The 18,855-nt window shown below is 68.9% G+C and carries 16 protein-coding genes, 1 rRNA gene and 1 riboswitch; of the genes, 3 read left to right on the top strand and 14 right to left on the bottom strand.

Going from position 1 to position 18,855, the window contains the following annotated elements; all coding sequences use genetic code 11:
* Positions 1 to 1,293, bottom strand: coding sequence for an extracellular solute-binding protein (locus OG933_RS36060; RefSeq protein WP_405633607.1), 1,293 nt, complete (start codon positions 1,291 to 1,293; stop codon positions 1 to 3).
* Between the two features lie 396 nt (positions 1,294 to 1,689).
* Between OG933_RS36060 and OG933_RS36055 the strand changes: the two genes are divergently transcribed.
* Both OG933_RS36055 and OG933_RS36050 read left to right on the top strand, forming a co-directional pair.
* Entirely contained in the window at positions 1,690 to 3,645 is a 1,956-nt protein-coding gene (locus tag OG933_RS36055) for an amino acid transporter (RefSeq protein ID WP_405631067.1), read from the top strand.
* A 126-nt stretch (positions 3,646 to 3,771) separates the two neighbouring features.
* Positions 3,772 to 4,191 (top strand): TOBE domain-containing protein, encoded by a 420-nt coding sequence (locus OG933_RS36050; protein WP_362529319.1) that lies wholly within the window; start codon positions 3,772 to 3,774, stop codon positions 4,189 to 4,191.
* Positions 4,192 to 4,241: 50 nt separating this feature from the next.
* Here the strand turns inward: OG933_RS36050 and gcvP are convergent, their stop codons facing one another.
* Entirely contained in the window at positions 4,242 to 7,127 is a 2,886-nt protein-coding gene (gene gcvP / locus OG933_RS36045; protein WP_405631065.1) for an aminomethyl-transferring glycine dehydrogenase, read from the bottom strand.
* Between the two features lie 183 nt (positions 7,128 to 7,310).
* A riboswitch (glycine riboswitch) is annotated at positions 7,311 to 7,406 on the bottom strand.
* A gap of 112 nt (positions 7,407 to 7,518) precedes the next feature.
* Here gcvP and OG933_RS36040 point away from each other — a divergent pair.
* Entirely contained in the window at positions 7,519 to 7,890 is a 372-nt protein-coding gene (locus OG933_RS36040) for a PRC-barrel domain-containing protein (protein ID WP_020133144.1), read from the top strand.
* 14 nt (positions 7,891 to 7,904) lie between these two features.
* On the opposite strand, the gene OG933_RS36035 is transcribed toward OG933_RS36040, so the two are convergent.
* The 12 genes from OG933_RS36035 to rrf all read right to left on the bottom strand — a co-directional run bounded on the left by OG933_RS36035 (position 7,905) and on the right by rrf (position 18,813).
* Entirely contained in the window at positions 7,905 to 8,366 is a 462-nt protein-coding gene (locus OG933_RS36035; RefSeq protein ID WP_405631062.1) for a nucleotidyltransferase domain-containing protein, read from the bottom strand.
* 100 nt (positions 8,367 to 8,466) lie between these two features.
* On the bottom strand, positions 8,467 to 9,885 hold the full coding sequence (locus OG933_RS36030) for a DNA polymerase IV (protein ID WP_405631059.1): 1,419 nt from the start codon (positions 9,883 to 9,885) through the stop codon (positions 8,467 to 8,469).
* Positions 9,886 to 9,961: 76 nt separating this feature from the next.
* Positions 9,962 to 10,645, bottom strand: a complete 684-nt coding sequence (locus tag OG933_RS36025) for a MerR family transcriptional regulator (protein WP_078616156.1) — start codon at positions 10,643 to 10,645, stop codon at positions 9,962 to 9,964.
* 245 nt (positions 10,646 to 10,890) lie between these two features.
* Positions 10,891 to 11,364, bottom strand: coding sequence for a bifunctional nuclease family protein (locus OG933_RS36020; protein ID WP_004934251.1), 474 nt, complete (start codon positions 11,362 to 11,364; stop codon positions 10,891 to 10,893).
* An 84-nt stretch (positions 11,365 to 11,448) separates the two neighbouring features.
* The gene (locus tag OG933_RS36015) at positions 11,449 to 12,186 is read right to left on the bottom strand and encodes a MerR family transcriptional regulator (RefSeq protein WP_405631057.1); all 738 of its coding nucleotides are present in this window, start codon (positions 12,184 to 12,186) and stop codon (positions 11,449 to 11,451) included.
* 44 nt (positions 12,187 to 12,230) lie between these two features.
* Positions 12,231 to 13,115: an FHA domain-containing protein gene (locus tag OG933_RS36010; protein ID WP_314219659.1), complete on the bottom strand. Its 885-nt coding sequence runs from the start codon at positions 13,113 to 13,115 to the stop codon at positions 12,231 to 12,233.
* A gap of 82 nt (positions 13,116 to 13,197) precedes the next feature.
* Positions 13,198 to 14,031 (bottom strand): DUF881 domain-containing protein, encoded by an 834-nt coding sequence (locus tag OG933_RS36005; protein ID WP_405631055.1) that lies wholly within the window; start codon positions 14,029 to 14,031, stop codon positions 13,198 to 13,200.
* Positions 14,032 to 14,036: 5 nt separating this feature from the next.
* Complete coding sequence (locus OG933_RS36000) at positions 14,037 to 14,369, bottom strand: small basic family protein (protein WP_020133151.1); 333 nt, start codon at positions 14,367 to 14,369, stop codon at positions 14,037 to 14,039.
* Positions 14,366 to 15,202, bottom strand: a complete 837-nt coding sequence (locus tag OG933_RS35995) for a DUF881 domain-containing protein (protein ID WP_362529362.1) — start codon at positions 15,200 to 15,202, stop codon at positions 14,366 to 14,368. The genes OG933_RS36000 and OG933_RS35995 overlap by 4 nt, the downstream gene beginning before the upstream one ends.
* A 166-nt stretch (positions 15,203 to 15,368) precedes the next feature.
* Complete coding sequence (locus tag OG933_RS35990) at positions 15,369 to 17,864, bottom strand: mannose-1-phosphate guanyltransferase (protein WP_054240337.1); 2,496 nt, start codon at positions 17,862 to 17,864, stop codon at positions 15,369 to 15,371.
* Between the two features lie 114 nt (positions 17,865 to 17,978).
* The gene (locus OG933_RS35985; protein ID WP_362529339.1) at positions 17,979 to 18,587 is read right to left on the bottom strand and encodes a CDP-alcohol phosphatidyltransferase family protein; all 609 of its coding nucleotides are present in this window, start codon (positions 18,585 to 18,587) and stop codon (positions 17,979 to 17,981) included.
* 109 nt (positions 18,588 to 18,696) lie between these two features.
* Positions 18,697 to 18,813: ribosomal RNA gene (gene rrf / locus OG933_RS35980) — 5S ribosomal RNA — on the bottom strand.
* Positions 18,814 to 18,855: the final 42 nt, after the last annotated feature.

Below are 18,855 nucleotides of genomic sequence, written 5' to 3'. Positions count from 1 at the left end.
CTACTGCTCTTCCTTCGCGACCTTGGTGATCGACTCGGTGACCTGCTGAGGCGACTTGGACCCGGCTATGAGGGCGGCGACGCTGTCGTTGACCTCCTGGCCGAGGGCCGGCGCGTAGGCCTGGTCGAGGTAGAGCTGGAAGCCGGTGGCGGCCTTCAACTGGGCCTGTACGGCCTTGATGTTGGGGTCGGCGATGGCGCTCTCGGCGGCCGGTACGACGGGCAGCACCCCGGTCTTCTTGACCAGTTCGGTGTCCGTGGCGGCGGTGGCGAAGAACTTCAGGAAGTCGACGGCCGCCTGCGGGGCGTCCTTGCGCAGGGCGTGCCCGCCGCCTCCGCCGAACACCTCGGTGATCACACCCTTGCCGCCGTCGACCGCCGGGAACGGGAAGAAGCCGAGGTTCGCGCCGAGCCCCTTGCCCGCGTCGGCCTCCACCACCGGCGCCCACTGGCCCATGAGTTCCATCGCCGCCTTGCCGTTGCCGACGGCGGCGGCCTGGCCGGTGGGGCTGGAGTAGGCGGCGCCGAGGAAGCCCTTCTGGAACGGCTGGAGATCGACCAGGTCCTGGAGGTGCTGCCCGGCCTGGACGAACCCGTCCCCGGTGAAGTCCTTGTCGTCCCCGGCCGTGCGCAGGGCGTCGACACCGGCGGTGCGCATCGCGAGATACGCCCAGTAGTACATTCCGGGCCACTTCTCCTTGCCCGCCAGCGCGAGCGGCGTGATCCCGGCGGCCTTCAGCTTGCGCACCGCGTCGAGGAAGCCGCTCCAGGTGGTCGGGGGAGCACTGATCCCGGCCTGCTTGAAGAGCGCCTTGTTGTACCAGAACCCGATCATGCCGATGTCGAACGGGACACCGTACGCCTTCTTGTCGAGCAGGTAGGGCTCGCGGGCGACCGGGAGCAGGCCGTCGGCCCACTCCTTCGTCCGCTCCGTGAGGTCCTCGACGAGCCCGGCGTCGACCTGCTGCTGCAGGACACCGCCGCCCCAGGTGTGGAAGATGTCGGGCAGCTTCCCGGAGGCGGTCAGCGCCGTCATCTTCGACTTGTAGGCGTCGTTCTCCAACTGCACGATCTTGATCTTCACCTTGGGGTTCTGGGCCTCGAACTGCTTGGCGAGACCGGCCCAGACGTCCTTGGTCGGCTGGGTGGTGGAGATGTTCCACCACTCGATGGTGGTCGTCCCCGACGACCCTCCGTCCGAGTCGCCGCCGCAGGCGCTCAGTGCCGTCATGCTCAGACCGGCCGCGGCGGAGGCCGCCAGAAAGCCGCGGCGGGAGAGTGCCGGGTCGCCCATCATGCGCTCCTTGATAGATCGAAAGTTTCGAACCAGATCCAGAAAGCTTCGCTGCTGCCGCACCCTAGAGACACCCTCCGACGGGTGGCAACCCCTTGAACACAGGGAATCCGGGGGTCTTTTCACGGGAGAAGGCTCAGCGAGGCGCCAATGGGCATCGAAACATTCGGATCAATCGGCGAACATTACGAAGCGAGCAGGGGCAATGATCCGACGGCCGGAAACAAACCGGGCGGTGCGTCACGCTGCGTGTCCACCCCGCGACCAGTCTTAACGGAAGCTTGACGCCGTGCCGCCCATGATCCAAGGGCCCAGGCGTCACTCTCCGCTTACGCTGATTCCGCCGTCCGCGTGATGGCCGAAACCACACGCCGATCCGCACCTCAGGAGCGCCCGATGGCCACCACCGAGCACCCTCCTCCCGGTCGCCTGCGCGCCTGGATGCTGGAGGGCCTGTCCGACATGGGCAAGGGCCACACTCCCCGGACGGCCCCGGCCACCGAGGCCGCGCCCGAGCACAAGGGCCAACGCTGGTACCGGGTGATGTGCCTGACCGGCGTCGACTACTTCTCGACCCTCGGCTACCAGCCGGGTATCGCCGCCCTCGCGGCCGGCCTGCTCTCGCCGGTGGCGACGATCGTGCTGGTCGTCGTCACCCTGGTGGGCGCCCTGCCGGTGTACCGGCGCGTCGCCGAGGAGAGTCCGCACGGCGAGGGCTCGATCGCGATGCTGGAACGGCTGCTGTCCTTCTGGAAGGGCAAGCTGTTCGTCCTGACCCTGCTCGGGTTCGCCGCCACCGACTTCCTGATCACGATCACCCTGTCCGCGGCGGACGCCTCGACCCACCTGGTCGAGAACCCGCACCTGACCAGCACCCTGCACGACCGGCAGATGGTGATCACGCTCGTCCTCGTCGCCCTGCTGGGAGCGGTGTTCCTCAAGGGGTTCCTGGAGGCCATCGGCGTCGCGGTCGCGCTGGTCGTCGTCTATCTCGGTCTGAACGTCGTCGTCGTGGCCGTCGGCCTGTGGCATGTGATCACCGAGGGCCATGTGGTCACCGACTGGGCCGACGCGCTGACCGCCGAACACGGCAACGTGTTCGCGATGATCGGTGTCTCCCTGCTGGTCTTCCCCAAGCTCGCGCTGGGCCTGTCCGGTTTCGAGACCGGCGTGGCGGTCATGCCGCACGTCCAGGGCGACCCTGACGACACCGCGGAGCACCCCAGGGGCCGCATCCGGGACACCAAGAAGCTGCTGACGACCGCCGCCCTGATCATGAGCGTCTTCCTGATCGCCACCAGCTTCATCACCACGGTGCTGATCCCGGAGAGGGAGTTCGAGTCCGGCGGCCAGGCCAACGGGCGCGCCCTCGCGTATCTCGCCCACGAGTACCTGGGCAACGCCTTCGGCACGGTGTACGACGTGTCGACGATCGCCATCCTGTGGTTCGCCGGCGCCTCCGCGATGGCCGGGCTGCTCAACCTGATGCCGCGCTACCTCCCCCGCTACGGCATGGCCCCGCACTGGGCCCGCGCCGTCCGCCCCATGGTCATCGTCTTCACCCTCGTCGCCTTCCTGGTCACCTGGATCTTCGACGCCGACGTCGACGCCCAGGGCGGCGCCTACGCCACCGGCGTACTGGTCCTGATGTCCTCGGCGGCGATCGCGGTGACCATCGCCGCCCGCCGCGCCCGGCAGCGGGGCTGGACGGTCGGCTTCGCCGCGATCTCGGCCGTCCTGCTCTACGTGACCGTCGTGAACGTCATCGAGCGCCCCGACGGCGTCAAGATCGGCGCCTGCTTCATCGCGGGCATCATCCTGGTCTCGCTGCTGTCCCGGCTGGCCCGAGCCTTCGAGCTCCGGGTGACCAGCGTGACGCTGGACCCGATGGCGGAACGTTTCATCCGGGACATGGCCAGCCGCAAGATACGGTTCATCGCCAACGAGCCCGACCAACGCGACAAGGCCGAGTACCGCGACAAGATCGAACAGATCCGGCAGGACAATGACATCCCGGGGGAGGATTTCGTCTTCGTCGAGGTCACCGTCGTCGACCCCTCCGAGTTCGAGTCCGGCCTGACCGTACGCGGCGAGGTGCTGCACGGCCGCTACCGCGTCCTGACCCTGGAGTCCTCCTCCATCTCCAACGCCCTGGCCGCGCTGCTGCTGAACACCCGTGACTCCACCGGCTGCATCCCGCACATCTACTTCGAGTGGACCGAGGGCAACCCCTTCGCCAACTTCCTGCGCTTCTTCCTGTTCGGCCAGGGCGAGGTCGCCCCGGTCACCCGGGAGGTCCTGCGCGAGGCCGAACCGGACCGCGACCGCCGCCCCCGCGTCCACACCGGCTGACCCGTCCCGGGCGTTTCGTCCCGGGACGAAACGAAGAGCTCCGACCCGACCCTCCCGACGCCGCCAGGACGACGCATACCCGCACATAACCCGCATAAGGCGACCCGCGGCCTACCGTTGACGCTCATGAGCCTGAGCATCCGCAACCAACTCCCCGGCACCGTCACCGCCGTCCGCCCCGGCGAGGTGATGGCCACCGTCAAGATCCGTCTGGACGGCGGCCAGGACCTCACGGCGGCCATCACGCTGGAGGCCGTGAACCAGCTCGCCCTGGCCGCGGGCACCGCCGTCCGCGCCCTGGTGAAGTCGACGGAGGTCTCCCTGGCCACCGGCCGGGTCGACGGCCTCTCGATCCGCAACCAGCTCACCGGCACGATCACCGGCCTGGTGACGGGCGAGGTCATGGCCTCGGTGAAGGTCTCCATGGACGGGGGCGAACTCACCTCGGTGATCACCAAGGAAGCAGCCACCGACCTCGGCCTCTTCGTCGGCTCCGACGTCATCGCGCTGATCAAGGCGACCGAGGTGTCCCTGGCGACGGCCTAGCACGCGTGAGGGCCCCCGCCCGGAACGGACGGGGGCCCTCACGCACCGGCTCAGTCCTCGTACGCGTCCAGCGGCGGGCACGAGCAGACCAGGTTCCGGTCGCCGAAGGCCTGGTCGATCCGGCGCACCGGCGGCCAGTACTTGTCGGCGGCCGACACACCGGCCGGGAAGACGGCCTCCTCACGCGTGTACGCGTGCTCCCACTCCCCGCCCAGCGCGGCCGCGGTGTGCGGGGCACCGTGCAGCGGGTTGTCCTCGGCCGGCCATGCGCCCGCCCCGACCTTCTCGATCTCCGCACGGATGGCGATCATCGCCTCACAGAAACGGTCGATCTCGATCAGGTCCTCGGACTCGGTCGGTTCGATCATCAGCGTCCCGGCCACCGGGAACGACATCGTCGGCGCGTGGAACCCGTAGTCGATGAGCCGCTTGGCGACGTCGTCGACGCTCACGCCGGTCGCCTTGGTCAGCGGCCGCAGGTCGATGATGCACTCGTGCGCGACCAGCCCGCCCGGCCCGTTGTAGAGCACCGGGTAGTGCGGCTCCAGCCGCTTGGCGATGTAGTTGGCGCTCAGCACGGCCACCTGCGTGGCCCGCTTGAGCCCCTCGCCGCCCATGAGCCGCACATACGCCCACGAGATCGGCAGTATCCCGGCGGAACCCCAGGGAGCCGCGGAGATCGGCCCCACCCCGGTCTCCGGCCCGGCGGCGGGCTGCAGCGGGTGGTTCGGCAGATACGGCGCCAGGTGCGACCGTACGGCGACCGGTCCGACGCCCGGGCCGCCGCCGCCGTGCGGGATGCAGAACGTCTTGTGCAGGTTCAGGTGCGAGACGTCCCCACCGAAGTGCCCCGGCTTGGCGAGACCGACGAGCGCGTTGAGGTTGGCGCCGTCGACGTACACCTGCCCGCCCGCCTCGTGCACCTGGGCGCAGATGTCGGCGACGTGCTCCTCGAACACCCCGTGCGTCGACGGGTAGGTGATCATCAGCACCGACAGCTCGTCCCGGTGCCGCTCGATCTTCGCCCGCAGGTCCTCGACGTCGATCTCGCCGTCCTCGGCGGTCTTCACGACGACGACCTTCATGCCCGCCATCACGGCACTGGCCGCGTTCGTGCCGTGCGCGGAGGACGGGATGAGGCACACGGTCCGCTGCTCGTCGCCGTTGCCCCGGTGGTACCCGCGGACGGCGAGCAGCCCGGCCAGCTCGCCCTGCGACCCGGCGTTCGGCTGGAGCGACACCTTGTCGTACCCGGTGACCTCGGCGAGCCGCTCCTCCAGCTCGCGGATGAGCGTCAGATAGCCCTCCGCCTGCTCGGCCGGCGCGAAGGGGTGCAGCTGCCCGAACTCGGGCCAGGTGACCGGCTCCATCTCGGTGGTCGCGTTGAGCTTCATGGTGCAGGAGCCCAGCGGGATCATGCCCCGGTCCAGCGCGTAGTCCCGGTCCGCGAGCCTGCGCAGGTAGCGCAGCATCGCGGTCTCGGAACGGTGCTGGTGGAAGACGGGATGCGTCAGCACCGCGTCGGACCGCAGCAGCCCGGCGGGCAGGGAGTCGGCGGTGGCCGCGTCGAGCGCCTCGATGTCGCCGTCCACCCCGAAGGCGGCCCAGACGGCGGACACCTGCGCCCGCGCGGTCGTCTCGTCGCAGGCGATCGACACCTGGTCGGCGTCGACGAGGTGCAGGTTGACCCCGCGCTCCCGCGCGGCGGCGACGACCTCGGCGGCCTTCGCCGGCACCCGTACGGTCAGCGTGTCGAAGTACGACCCGTGCACGACCTCGACACCACCGGCCTCGAGCCCGGCGGCGAGGATGGAGGCGTACCGGTGCGTGCGCCGGGCGATCGCCCGCAGCCCGTCGGGACCGTGATAGACGGCGTACATCCCCGCCATCACCGCCAGCAGCACCTGCGCCGTGCAGATGTTGCTGGTGGCCTTCTCGCGCCGGATGTGCTGCTCACGCGTCTGGAGCGCGAGCCGGTAGGCCTTGTGCCCGTCGGCGTCCACCGACACGCCCACCAGCCGCCCGGGCAGGCTGCGCGCGAACTGCTCGCGGACGGCCATGTAACCGGCGTGCGGCCCGCCGAAGCCCATCGGCACGCCGAACCGCTGCGTCGTTCCGACGGCGATGTCCGCCCCCAACTCGCCCGGCGACTTCAGCAGCGTCAGCGCGAGCAGATCCGCGGCGACGGTGACGAGCGCGCCGAGCCCGTGCGCCTGGTCGACGAGCGCCTTGAGGTCACGTACGGCACCGGAGGCGCCGGGGTACTGGACGAGCACGCCGTTGATCTCCCGCGCGGCGATCTCCGCCGGGATCCCGTCGCTCAGGTCGGCGACGACGATCTCCACGCCTGTCGGCTCGGCGCGGGTCTCGATCACGGCGATGGTCTGCGGCAGCGCGTCCGCGTCGATGAGGAAGAGGCCCTTCTTGTTCTTCCCCATGCGCCGGGACAGCGCCATCGCCTCGGCGGCCGCCGTGCCCTCGTCGAGCAGCGACGCACCGGAGGTCGGCAGCCCGGTGAGGTCGGCGACGACGGTCTGGAAGTTCAGCAGCGCCTCGAGCCGGCCCTGGGAGATCTCCGGCTGGTACGGCGTGTAGGCCGTGTACCAGGCCGGGTTCTCCATGACGTTGCGCAGGATGACGGGCGGCGTGAACGTCCCGTAGTAGCCGAGGCCGATCATCGAGTCGAGGACCTGGTTGCGGTCGGCCAGCGAGCGCAGCTCGGCCAGCACCTCGGCCTCGGTGCGCGCGCCCGGCAGGTCCAGCGCGTCGGCGTTCTTGATCACATCCGGGACCGCTGCGGCGGTGAGCTCGTCGAGCGAGCCGTAGCCGACCTGTGCGAGCATCTTGGCCCGCGCTTCGAGGTCGGGCCCGATGTGGCGCTGTTCGAAGGGGATTCCCTGCTCGAGCTCTGTGAGCGGAATGCGGTGGGCGGTCATTACGGAGGCCTCCTGGTCTGACACGACCTTCGAGGGTCACCACGGTGGGTACCCGGACGGCCTCCCCCTCTGTCATCTCAACCTGAGAGCTTCACCGGGCCGCCCGAGGGCACCCGGCTTTCACCGTCGGTGAGAGCGGAAGCCGTCGACGCCGTCGGCAACCGCCCTGCTTTCCAGAGTGACCTCGTCCGTGCGGTACGTGAGCCTGAGAGATTCCGGGGAGGATTTGCTCCTTCGGCGCCTCCGGTGATGTCCGGAGGACTCTCCCGCGCGGTGTCAGCAGCCGTTGTCAGACTACCAGCGGGGTCAACGAGACTCGCTCGAGTGGCCGCTCATCCCAATGTGCTCTTTTGTAGTGCTTACGGATGAGTTGCGACCAAGTGGAGGGCCCGTGCAGACCGACATCGATCCGCGCAACCTGATCGGCCGCAAGGCGTTCGACCGCAACGGCACCAAGATCGGCACGGTCGACGAGGTCTATCTCGACGACGCCACCGGAGTTCCGGAGTGGGCGGCCATACGCACCGGTCTGTTCTCCCGCGACGCCTTCGTCCCCCTGGAGCCCAGCCAACTGGTCGAGGGCACCCTGCGCATCCCCTTCGAACGGGCCCTGATCAAGGACGCTCCCGACTTCGGCGTGGGTCGCCACCTCTCCCCCGAACAGGAGCTCCAGCTCTACCACCACTACGGCCTCGACGTGGGCGCCGCTCCCCCGCTCCCCGACCGCGACTTCGGCCGACTGGCGGGTACGGACGACAGCTGAACCCTCTCGGCCCCTCAGCCGCAGGCCTGTAGCAGCGCCCCGAGAATCCCGGCAGGGTCGTACAGCGGCCGGGCGCCGTCCGTGACGGCTCTTCGGGTGCCGGCATCGACCGGATCGGTCCGCGCCCAGTGGGCGGAACCGATCACCACCGCGCCCTGCAGACCGGAGGCGGTCATATACCGCCATTCGGTGACGGACCCCCGTTCCTGGACCCGGACCACCTCCCCCAGGGCCGGCTCACGTGCCCACCCGTCGTCCTCCGCGTATCGGGCAGGCGCCGTCGACAACACCACGAGGTCCACATCCGAGTCGGGACGCGCGGCCCCGCGCGCAAAGGACCCGACGAGCAGCAGCCCCACCACGTCGCTCCGGTTCCCCGCCCACCGGGTGACCCGGTCCACCACCCGGCCCATCTCCGCTTCGCGCTCCGGCGACGCCCCCGCCGGGTCCGCGAACTGGCCTCCGTGCAGCTTCATGCAGCTCCCCATCCGTCACCGGTGTCGCCTCTCGGGACACCGCCACCGCTCCGACGCACCCCACACTTCGAACCGCTTCACTCTGTGTAACTGATCCGCCTCACGCGGAGTTCCCGGACTCCACCCCCGACGGCTTCGCCTCCGGACGCGGCGCTCCCGCCGCCGTTCCGCCACCGTCGTCCTCAGGTCTTCGTCGCACCAACGGCAACGGATCCGCCGGCTCCAGCCCCGGATCGTCGGTCCTGAAGGTACGCACCCGTCCCGGCTCCGACTCGGGCGTCTCGAACCGCACGGTGACCCGGCCCAGCCCGCTGCCCTGCACCCAACCGTGTCCGAGCTCGGCATGCCGCACGTCGTGTCCTGGGCGCCACTGGCGCTCGACCGGTACCGGCACCTCGCCGACGGGCTCGTCCGCGAGTTCCTCCTCGGACCCGTCCGCCCGGTCCTCGGCGGCCTGCGCGAACAGATCCTCCTGCGTGAAGTCCGCCAGCCCGCTGACGCCCACCCCGAGCAGCCGCACCCCGCCCGTCGTGTCCACCGAGTCCAGCAACCGGGCCGCCGCCTCCCGGACCACCGCCGGATCATCGGTGGGCCCGCGCAGGGTCTCGGACCGGGTGAGCGTGGAGAAGTCGTACCGCCGCACCTTCAGCACGATGGTCCGCCCCGACAGACCGGCCCCCCGCAGCCTGCGCACACACCGGTCCGCGAGCCGCTGCACCTCCAGCTCCACCCGGACCCGGTCGTGGATGTCCACGTCGTACGTGTCCTCGACCGACACCGACTTGGTCTCCCGCTCCGCCACCACGGGCCGGTCGTCGCGGGCCAGCGCCATGGCGTACAGCGCGTGCCCGTGCGCCTTGCCCAGCAGCCGCACCAGCTCGTCCTCACCCGCCTCGGCGATCTCGTCGATCGTGGTGATCCCGGCCCGGCGCAGATGGTCCCCCGTCGCCGGGCCGACCCCCGGCAGGGTCCGCACCGACAGCGGCCCGAGCAGGGCCCGCTCGGTCCCCGGCTCGATGAGCACCAGCCCGTCGGGCTTCGCCTGCTCCGAGGCGATCTTCGCCAGCATCTTGCAGGAAGCCAGGCCCACCGAACCCGTGAGCCCGGTGACGGCCCGTATGTCCGCGCGCAGCCTGATCCCCGCCAGCCGCGCCGACTCGCTGTCCCAGGCCGCTCCCCCGGCATCCAGGTCGACGAAGGCCTCGTCCAGACTCAGCGGCTCCACCAGCGGCGACAGCGCCCGCAGCAGCCCCATGACCTGCTCGCTGATCGACCGGTAGAACGCGAAGCGCGGGACCAGATACGCGGCGTTCGGAGCCCGTCGGCGCGCCTGGGCCATGGGCATCGCCGAGTGCACTCCGAAGACCCGCGCCTCGTAGGAGGCGGTCGCGACCACTCCACGGGGCCCCAGACCCCCCACGACCACGGCTTTCCCGCGCAGGCTCGGCTTGGACGCCTGCTCCGCCTGGGCGAAGAAGGCATCCATGTCGAGATGCAGGATCGTGGGCGCGTTTCTCACATGTCCGATGCTGCACCACGCCACTGACAATGACGTCGTACAGCCGCCCCCAGCGCCCCAGGAGGGGTGTCGGGTGTCAGACCGCCCGGTTGCGCCGACGGGCCAGTTCGTCCGCCGGATTGTGCCCGACGAGCGTCTCCCCGGTGTCGACACGCTCCCCGTGCAACTGCGACAGCGCGCTCTCGACGTCCCGCCACACCACGCCCACAGCGATCCCGAAGATGCCCTGACCGCCCTGGAGCAGCGCGTGGACCTCGTCCGGCGAGGTGCACTCGTAGACCGTGGCGCCGTCGCTCATCAGCGTCATGCGCTCCAGGTCGCTGAACCCGCGCTCCCGCAGGTGCTGCACGGCGGTGCGGATGTTCTGCAGCGACACCCCAGTGTCGAGGAACCGCTTGACGATCTTCAGGACGACGACGTCCCGGAAGCTGTACAGACGCTGCGTGCCGGACCCGTGTGCGGGCCGCACGCTCGGCTCCACCAGCCCGGTGCGGGCCCAGTAGTCCAGTTGCCGATAGGTGATGCCGGCGGCCGCGCAGGCCGTCGGACCGCGATAGCCGATCTGCTCGGACGCCATGGACGTCGCCCCTCCGCTGCTCGGCACGGCCGCCGGTCGCTGCGGAGCGTGGTCGGCCGCGCTGCTCTGCTGGGGGTACCCCCTGCTCGAGCGTGCTGGAGAGCCCGGGGAAGGGTACGGACCGCTCCCCCCGACACCGAGTCCGGGGGCACCCCCAGCCGTACCGTCGCCGCTGCTTCTCACGCCGACCTCCGTCCTTGACCTGCCTTGTCGACGGTAGGCAGTCACCAGGGGTGCGTCAACGATCGCCACACTCGGCACGCCGAGTGATAATCACCCTGAGAGTGGTTTCCCGCACCCCGTCGCGGGGAAAGGCTAGCCGAATGCGCCGAGAAGTAGCCGTAGGACGCTCTCACTCGCCGTTGGCATTTGCCGAAAACAGGGCGGGCGTCCCCGTGCAGGACGCCCGCGTTCCGCGCATGTGCCGGCTACTGGTTGCTGGTGCCGAAGTCCTCGGGCGAGATCTGGTCGAGGAACTCGCGGAACTTCTCCACCTCGTCCTCCTGCTCGTCAGGGATGGCGATCCCCGCGTCGTCGAGGACGGTGTCACTGCCGTAGATCGGTGTCCCCGTGCGCAACGCCAGCGCTATGGCGTCCGACGGACGCGCGCTCACCTCGACCCCGCTGGCGAAGACCAGCTCCGCGTAGAAGACGCCCTCCCGCAGGTCCGTGATGCGCACCTCGGTGAGCTCCTGGCCGACGGCCTCCAGCACGTCCTTGAACAGGTCGTGGGTCAGCGGTCGCGCGGGAGCCATGCCCTGCTGGGCGAAGGCGATCGCCGTCGCCTCGCCCGGTCCGATCCAGATGGGAAGGTAACGGTCGCCTCCCACTTCACGCAGCAGCACGATCGGTTGGTTGGAGGGCATCTCGACCCGGACACCTACGACATCGAGCTCGTTCACACAGCAACCCTAGGCCGTGCCCGGGACGTTTGGGTAGTCGGGCCGGGAACGGGTGACCGATCCGCCCAGGGCGAAACCGCCCGCTCAGGGCAGTCGCACCCCGAGTGCCGTCTGCACCAACGCCGCGTGCAGCCGCACCGTGAGCCCCGCGATTTCCTTCGTACGGGCCTGCGCGTGGGCCCTGGTCTGCGGATTGCGGTGGCGCTTGAGCGGGGCCACCACCTGGTCCACGAGCCCGGCCTCACGGTCGGCCGCGGCCTTCATCACCCGCAGATGCCGGGGCTCGATCCCGAATCTGCCCAGCTCGGCGACGAGCGCTGCCACCGTGGCCGCCTCGGCGTCGTAGACCCCGTCCTCCAACGGCGCGACGAGACCGTACGACTCCCACTCCTCGAGCTCCCGCTCACCGATCCCCGCGGTCGCCAGCAGCTCGGACCGGCCGATCCTGGCGACGGTCGGCCCCTCCGACGCCTCCAGAACGACCTCGCCGTCCCGCTGCCGGCCCACGGTCGGCAGCGGCGCGGCCTCACCGCGCTCCACGGCGTCCAGGTGCTCACGGATGACCTTGAGCGGCAGATAGTGGTCCCGCTGCATCCTCAGGACGTGGCCGAGGCGCTCGACGTCCTGCACACTGAACTTCCGGTACCCCGAAGGGGTCCGTTGCGGCTCGATCAGCCCTTCCGACTCCAGAAAACGGATCTTGGAGATGGTGACTTCGGGAAACTCGTCGCGCAGCGCGTTCAGCACGGTGCCGATGCTCATCGGACCACCGTCCGCGGCGGCGGTGCCGTGTCCGGCACCGCCCCTCGGTGTTTGAAGCATGGACCTTCCCTGGGGAGTCCCCCCGGACGGTGCCCGGGGGCCGGTCAGTAGCCCCGCTGGCTCGCGTAGAAGACCAGCCGGTACTTGCCGATCTGCACCTCGTCACCGTTCGACAGAGGGACCTCGTCGATCCGCTCCCGGTTGACGTACGTGCCGTTCAGACTGCCGACGTCCGCGACCTTGAACGTGCCGTCCGGGTTGCGCCGGAACTCCACGTGGCGACGCGAGACCGTCACGTCGTCCAGGAAGATGTCGCTCTGCGGGTGACGCCCGGCCGTCGTCAGGTCGCCGTCCAGAAGGAAACGGCTGCCCGAGTTCGGGCCGCGCCGCACGACCAGCAGGGCGGAACCCAGCGGCAGCGCGTCGACCGCGGCCTGCGCCTCGGGCGAGAGCGCGGGCAACTGCGTCTGACCGGTGACCTCGGCGTCGTAGGCCTCGAGACCGGAGATGGAGATGGTGGAGGTCGTCTCCGACGCACGCTCGGGCGTCAGCCCGGGGCGCAGCGGCGCGCCGCAGTTGGAGCAGAAGCGGCTGTTCTCCGCGTTGCGGTTACCGCACCTCGTACACACCAGGGCCGACATAGGGGAAAACCCTCCACCCGTACTTGAGGTTGACGGTTGGCCGAAACCTATGCCGCCGGACTGCGCAGGGTCAACAGACGCCGCGCCCTGGCCGCCGGAAACGTCGCCGCCCTGACCAGCCACCTGGTCCCTGAAAAGCGGCCGCTGACCCTCTGCGTCAGGCTGTGCGCGATGGCGAGCGGTCGCGTTGTCGCTACCCTCTCGCGCGCTCTTGCCGAACAACTTCGCAAACAACTTCACGGGCGATTCCCCTTGACCGAAACAGACCCGCCCGTGGGGCAGGACGAACCCTGACTGAATACACCGGTCGACCCGGACACCTTCACAACGTCCGTGCCCACCAGACAGTTTCCACCACGCACCACCCGATCGGTGCGTCGACCCCCCGCAACCTCATGCCCCTGCCGGACGGCCGCCATGCACCCCCGGTTCACTGGCCCGACGACCGAGCGTAGTCAGGCTGCTTCGCCGCTCGCAAGGCGTCCACGACGATCTTGTCCGACCGCTCGACAGTCACGGTGGCCTGCTCCTTCTCAAGAGTCTGCACCACGCCTCCAGGGATGTTCAGCGCCGGCTCGAGGTCCTGCGGGTTGCCGATGACCTTGAAACGAAAGGGCGTGTTGATCTTGTTCCCGTCGACGCTCACGCTCTTGCCCGAATCCTCCAGAAAGGTGCCGGCGACGACCCGCACTCCGTTCACCTGGATCGCCTCGGCCCCGGCCGCGCGCAGCTCCTGGATCGCGTCGAGCAACATGTCCGCCTGGACCGTCCCCTTCGTGTCCTCGATGGTCATCGTGATGCCCGGCCCCTGCGCAGCGACCGTGCCCGCCAGAATGCCGAGTTGCTTCTCCTTCTCGACCGTCTGCTTCCGGGCCTCCTCGGCCTGGTCGGAGCTGTTCTCCAGCTCCTGCTGCTGCTTCTCGAGACCTTGCTTCTCGTCCTCAAGACGCTGACTGCGGTCATCGAGTTCATCGAGGATGCGTACGAGATCTTCCTGACGCGCACCGCGCAGCGCGTTTCCGCTGTCGCTGTTGGAGGCGACCTGCACGGCCAGGCCGAAGCCCAGGCCGAACAGCAGCAGGGCGACGATGAGTTGGGCCCTGGACACCCGCGGCGGCCAGAGTCCCTGCACCAGCCGCTGCCGACCGGTCAGCGCGGGCTCGGCCGGCTGCTCGGCCACTCCGTCCGCGGACGCAGTCACCGGGACCTCGTCGGGCAACTCCTTGCGGAGCCTGTACTCGGGCGTCTCGTCCTGGTTGCTCATCGACCTCACGCCCGGAAGACGTGCCGACGGATCGCCGCGGCGTTGGAGAAGATCCGGATACCGAGGACGACCACGACCCCGGTGGACAGCTGCGATCCGACGCCCAACTCGTCCCCCAGGAAGACGATCAGCGCGGCCACCACCACGTTCGACAGGAAGGACACCACGAACACCTTGTCGTCGAAGATGCCGTCGAGCATGGCCCGAAGCCCGCCGAACACGGCGTCCAGCGCCGCCACCACGGCGATCGGCAGATAAGGCACGACGGCCGCCGGAACCTCGGGCTGGACCAACAGGCCGGCCACGACTCCCACGACGAGGCCCAGTACGGCGATCACGATGTGCCCTTCTCAGTTCTCGGCTGCGCTGTACGTACGATCACACTCGGTGCGGCGGGCAGCCGGAGGTCGTCCGCCACGGAGATGGCCGTCCGGATGCCGTAGTTCTCCTGCAAGGCGTTCAGATACAGCCCGTCGGCACTGTTCTGGAACCTGGTGCTGAGGCTCTTCCCGTCCCCCACCGCCAGCACCGTGTACGGCGGGACCAGCGGTTTGTTGTCGACCAGTATCGCTTCACCCGCGGCCCTGATCGCCGAGAGCGCGGTCAGCCGTTGTCCGTTGATGGAGACGGCCTCGGCACCCGACGCCCACAGTCCGTTGACCACGCGCTGCATGTCACGGTCCCGGACCCGCCCGGTGTCGGAGAAGCCGGAGGTCTCACGCGGGTTGCCGTCGCCGCCCGTGGTGGCTTCCTTGGCGTCGTCCACGACCAGCTTGACGCCCGGCCCGTGCACCTCGACGGCGCCCGACAGGATGCCCACCAGATCCGCCTGGTCACTGCCGCCGCTCTGCTTGAGCGCCTCCTGCTGCCGACCGCTCACATCGTCTCGCAGCTTGTCGACGGCGCTTTCGAGCTCGTCGGCCGCATCGGTCTCACGATCGATACGGTCGATGAGCTCCTCGCGTTCCTTCGCGACGACCGGCGCCGCGACCCGCGCCTGCGCCGCACCGACGGTGACGACGAGAGCCGCGAGCACCAGGCCCACGGCGAGACCCAGCTTCGCGCGAACCGTCCTGGGCAGCCCACCGACGCCCTCGGCCTGCTTACGGGCGGCGGCCTCGGCATAACCGTCGTCGAGGCTGTGGTCCATGACGTTGGTGAGCAGCGACATGGACGCGTCCGGGCGCGGCACACGCGCGGGTGTGCTCCGAACGGGGGGCTGCTGCGGCATGCCGCACATCGTCGCACGTCGCGCCCAGTACCTCCGAATGGCCCCACCGGCGTGCCGGACAGGCCCCCTTGGGGACACTTGTCCGGCACGCGCGCGTGCGCGTGGATCAGCGGCCCGCGCTGTCCACGACCGCCGACCACTCGTCGAGCAGGGCCTGCGCCGACGCGTCGTCCGGCCCCTCCGCCCACAGGTGGGTGACGGCCTCGGCCGGGTCCGGCAGCACCATCACCCAGCGCCCGTCCGTCTCCACCACCCGGACACCGTCGGTGGTGTCCACGAAGCGGTCTCCGGCCACCTCCACGACCCGCCGCATCACGAGGCCCTTGACCGCCCACGGGGTCGCCAGATCCCGCTTCAGGACGTGCGCCCGCGGAATCCGCGCGTCGATCTGGCTGAGCGTGAGCTGCGTCCGCGCCACCAGCCCGATCAACCGCACGAAGGCCGCCGTACCGTCGAAGACGCTGCTGAACTCCGGGACGATGAAGCCGCCCTTGCCGTCCCCGCCGAAGATGGCCGTCTCGTCCCGCCCGACCCGGGTGAGGTCGTCCGGCGAGGTCGTCGTCCACTCGACCTGCGTCCCGTGATACGCCGCCACCTGCTCGGCGATCCGCGTCGTGGTCACCGGCAGGGCGACCCGCCCGCTGCGCCGCTCGGCGGCCACCAGGTCCAGCAGCACGAGCAGCGCCCGGTCGTCCTCGATGATCCGGCCCTTCTCGTCGACGAGGGAGAGCCGCTCACCCACAGGGTCGAACCGCACACCGAACGCGGCCCGCGACGAAGCCACGATCTCTCCGAGCCGGACGAGCCCGGAGCGCCGCTGGTCGCCCGTCTCCGTGGGCCTGGCCTCGTTCAGACCGGGATTGACGGTCAGCGAGTCCACGCCGAGCTTCCCCAGGAGACTCGGCAACACCAGCCCGGCGCTGCCGTTCGAGGCGTCCACCACGACCTTGAGCCCGGACTCGGCAATCCCTGTCGTATCCACGTTCCGCAGCAACGACCCGGTGTACGAGTCGAAGACGCTGGCCGGGAAATGCAGGTCGCCGATCTCTCCCGGGAACGCCCGCCGGTACTCCTGCCGCGCGAACACCCGGTCCAGCTTGCGCTGACTGCCCTGAGACAGATCCGCGCCCTGTCCGTCGAAGAACATGATGTCGACGGAGTCCGGCACCCCGGGCGAGGTCCGGATCATGATCCCGCCGGCACTCCCCCGCGCCGTCTGCTGCCGCGCCACGGGCAGCGGGACGTTCTCCAGGTCCCGTACGTCGATGGCACTGGCCTGAAGCGCGGAGATGACCGCCCGCTTCAGCGCACGGGCACCACGCGAGTGGTCCCGGGCCGTGGTGACCGTGGACCCCTTCTTGAGCGTCGTGGCGTAGGCCCCCGCGAGACGCACGGCCAGTTCGGGCGTGATCTCGACGTTCAGGATCCCGGACACCCCACGGGCACCGAACAGGTGCGCCTGCCCACGGGACTCCCAGATCACCGACGTGTTGACGAACGCGCCGGCTTCGATGGTCTTGAAGGGATAGACCCGCACATTGCCCTGCACGATCGATTCTTCACCGATCAGGCATTCGTCACCGATGACAGCGCCGTCCTCGATCCGGGCCGCCCGCATGATGTCGGTGTTCTTCCCGACGACACAGCCGCGGAGATTGCTGTGCTCACCGACGTACACGTTGTCGTGCACCACGGCCTTGTGCAGGAAGGCCCCGCTCTTCACGACGACGTTGGATCCGATGACGGAGTGTTCGCGGATTTCGGCGCCGGCCTCGACCTTCGCGTAGTCCCCGATGTAGAGGGGGCCGCGAAGGACGGCATCGGGATGCACCTCGGCACCTTCGGCCACCCACACGCCGGGCGAGATCTCGAACCCGTCGATCTCGACGTCGACCTTGCCTTCGAGCACGTCGGCCTGGGCCTTCACGTAGCTCTCGTGCGTGCCCACATCTTCCCAGTAGCCCTCGGCGATGAAGCCGTAGACCGGCTTGCCCTCCTTCATCAGCTGCGGGAAGACGTCCCCGGACCAGTCGACGGGCACGTCGGCCTCGACGTAGTCGAAAACCTCCGGCTCCATGACGTAGATGCCCGTGTTCACCGTGTCCGAGAAAACCTGGCCCCAGGTCGGCTTCTCGAGGAAACGCTCGACCTTGCCCTCTTCGTCGACGATGGTGATACCGAATTCCAGCGGATTGGGCACACGCGTCAGACAGACCGTGACCAGTGCGCCCTTTTCCTTGTGGAAGGCGATCAACTCGGTGAGGTCGAAGTCAGTGAGGGCATCGCCGGAGATGACGACGAAGGCGTCGTCCTTCAGCGCCTCCTCTGCGTTCTTGACGCTTCCGGCGGTACCGAGTGGCTTCTCCTCGTTGGCATAGCTGAGCTCCATTCCGAGCTCTTCGCCGTCACCGAAGTAGTTCTTGACCAGCGACGCCAGGAACTGAACAGTTACGACGGTCTCGTTGAGCCCATGCCTTTTGAGCAGCCTCAGGACATGCTCCATGATCGGCCGGTTGGCCACCGGCAGGAGCGGCTTGGGCATGCTCGAGGTCATAGGGCGAAGGCGTGTGCCTTCGCCTCCGGCCATCACGACGGCCTTCATGTCGGAAGCGTCCTCCTATAGAGACGACTGTCTAGCCGACTTCACCCGTCCAGATTGTCCCGCACTTTTCGTCCGCGGGCCATCGAGCCACTGCGCAGCTGCCAATCGGCGAGGTCAGTCGGCCACGGCGTCCGCACGAACCAGGCGGCGGACCTGTACCACGTAGAGGACTCCTGCCCACCAATAGAGCGTTGTACCCCAAACGGCGAACGCCCATCCGAAAATGGCAGCGAGTGACGCCAGCCAGCCACTTCCGTCACTGAGCAGAAGCAGCGGGAAGGCGTACATCAGGTTGAAGGTGGCCGCCTTCCCCAGGAAGTTCACCTGCGGCGGCGGATAGCCGTGCCGCCTGAGGATGCCGACCATCACCAGCAGAAGCAGCTCCCGGGCCAGAAGTACAGCGGTCAACCAGACAGGCAGAATCTCCCGCCAGGTGAGACCGACCAGAGTTGAGAGAATGTAGAGCCGGTCCGCAGCAGGGTCGAGGAGCCGGCCGAGGCTGCTGATCTGGTTCCAGCGCCGAGCGAGCTTGCCGTCCAGATAGTCGGTGATCCCGCTGAAAGCCAGCACGAGGAGAGCCCAGCCGTCGCTCTGCGGGCCTCCGAACTCGGGCCGGAGGATCAGCCACAGGAACACGGGTACGCCGACCAGACGCGCCATGCTGAGGATGTTCGGGATGGTGAGGACCCGGTCTGTCTGGACACGGGTCTCCTGGACCTCCACCCGGGGGCCTCCAGTAGGAAATGAGCCAACGATTCCCCCTGACCTTACCCCAACGCAAAAAAGCTCTGGCCCTCGGGCTGTATGCCCAAGAGCCAGAGCTCTAAAAGGAGTTCGGCGGTGTCCTACTCTCCCACAGGGTCCCCCCTGCAGTACCATCGGCGCTGTAAGGCTTAGCTTCCGGGTTCGGAATGTAACCGGGCGTTTCCCTCACGCTATGACCACCGAAACACTATGAAACTGTCCAGCCGCACCATGCCGTGACCATGGC

The organism is Streptomyces sp. NBC_00016 (assembly GCF_045040885.1).
Lineage (GTDB): Bacteria > Actinomycetota > Actinomycetes > Streptomycetales > Streptomycetaceae > Streptomyces > Streptomyces coriariae.
The sequence above is the reverse complement of the archived record's forward strand: the minus strand, read 5'-3'. Positions and strand labels throughout refer to the sequence as shown.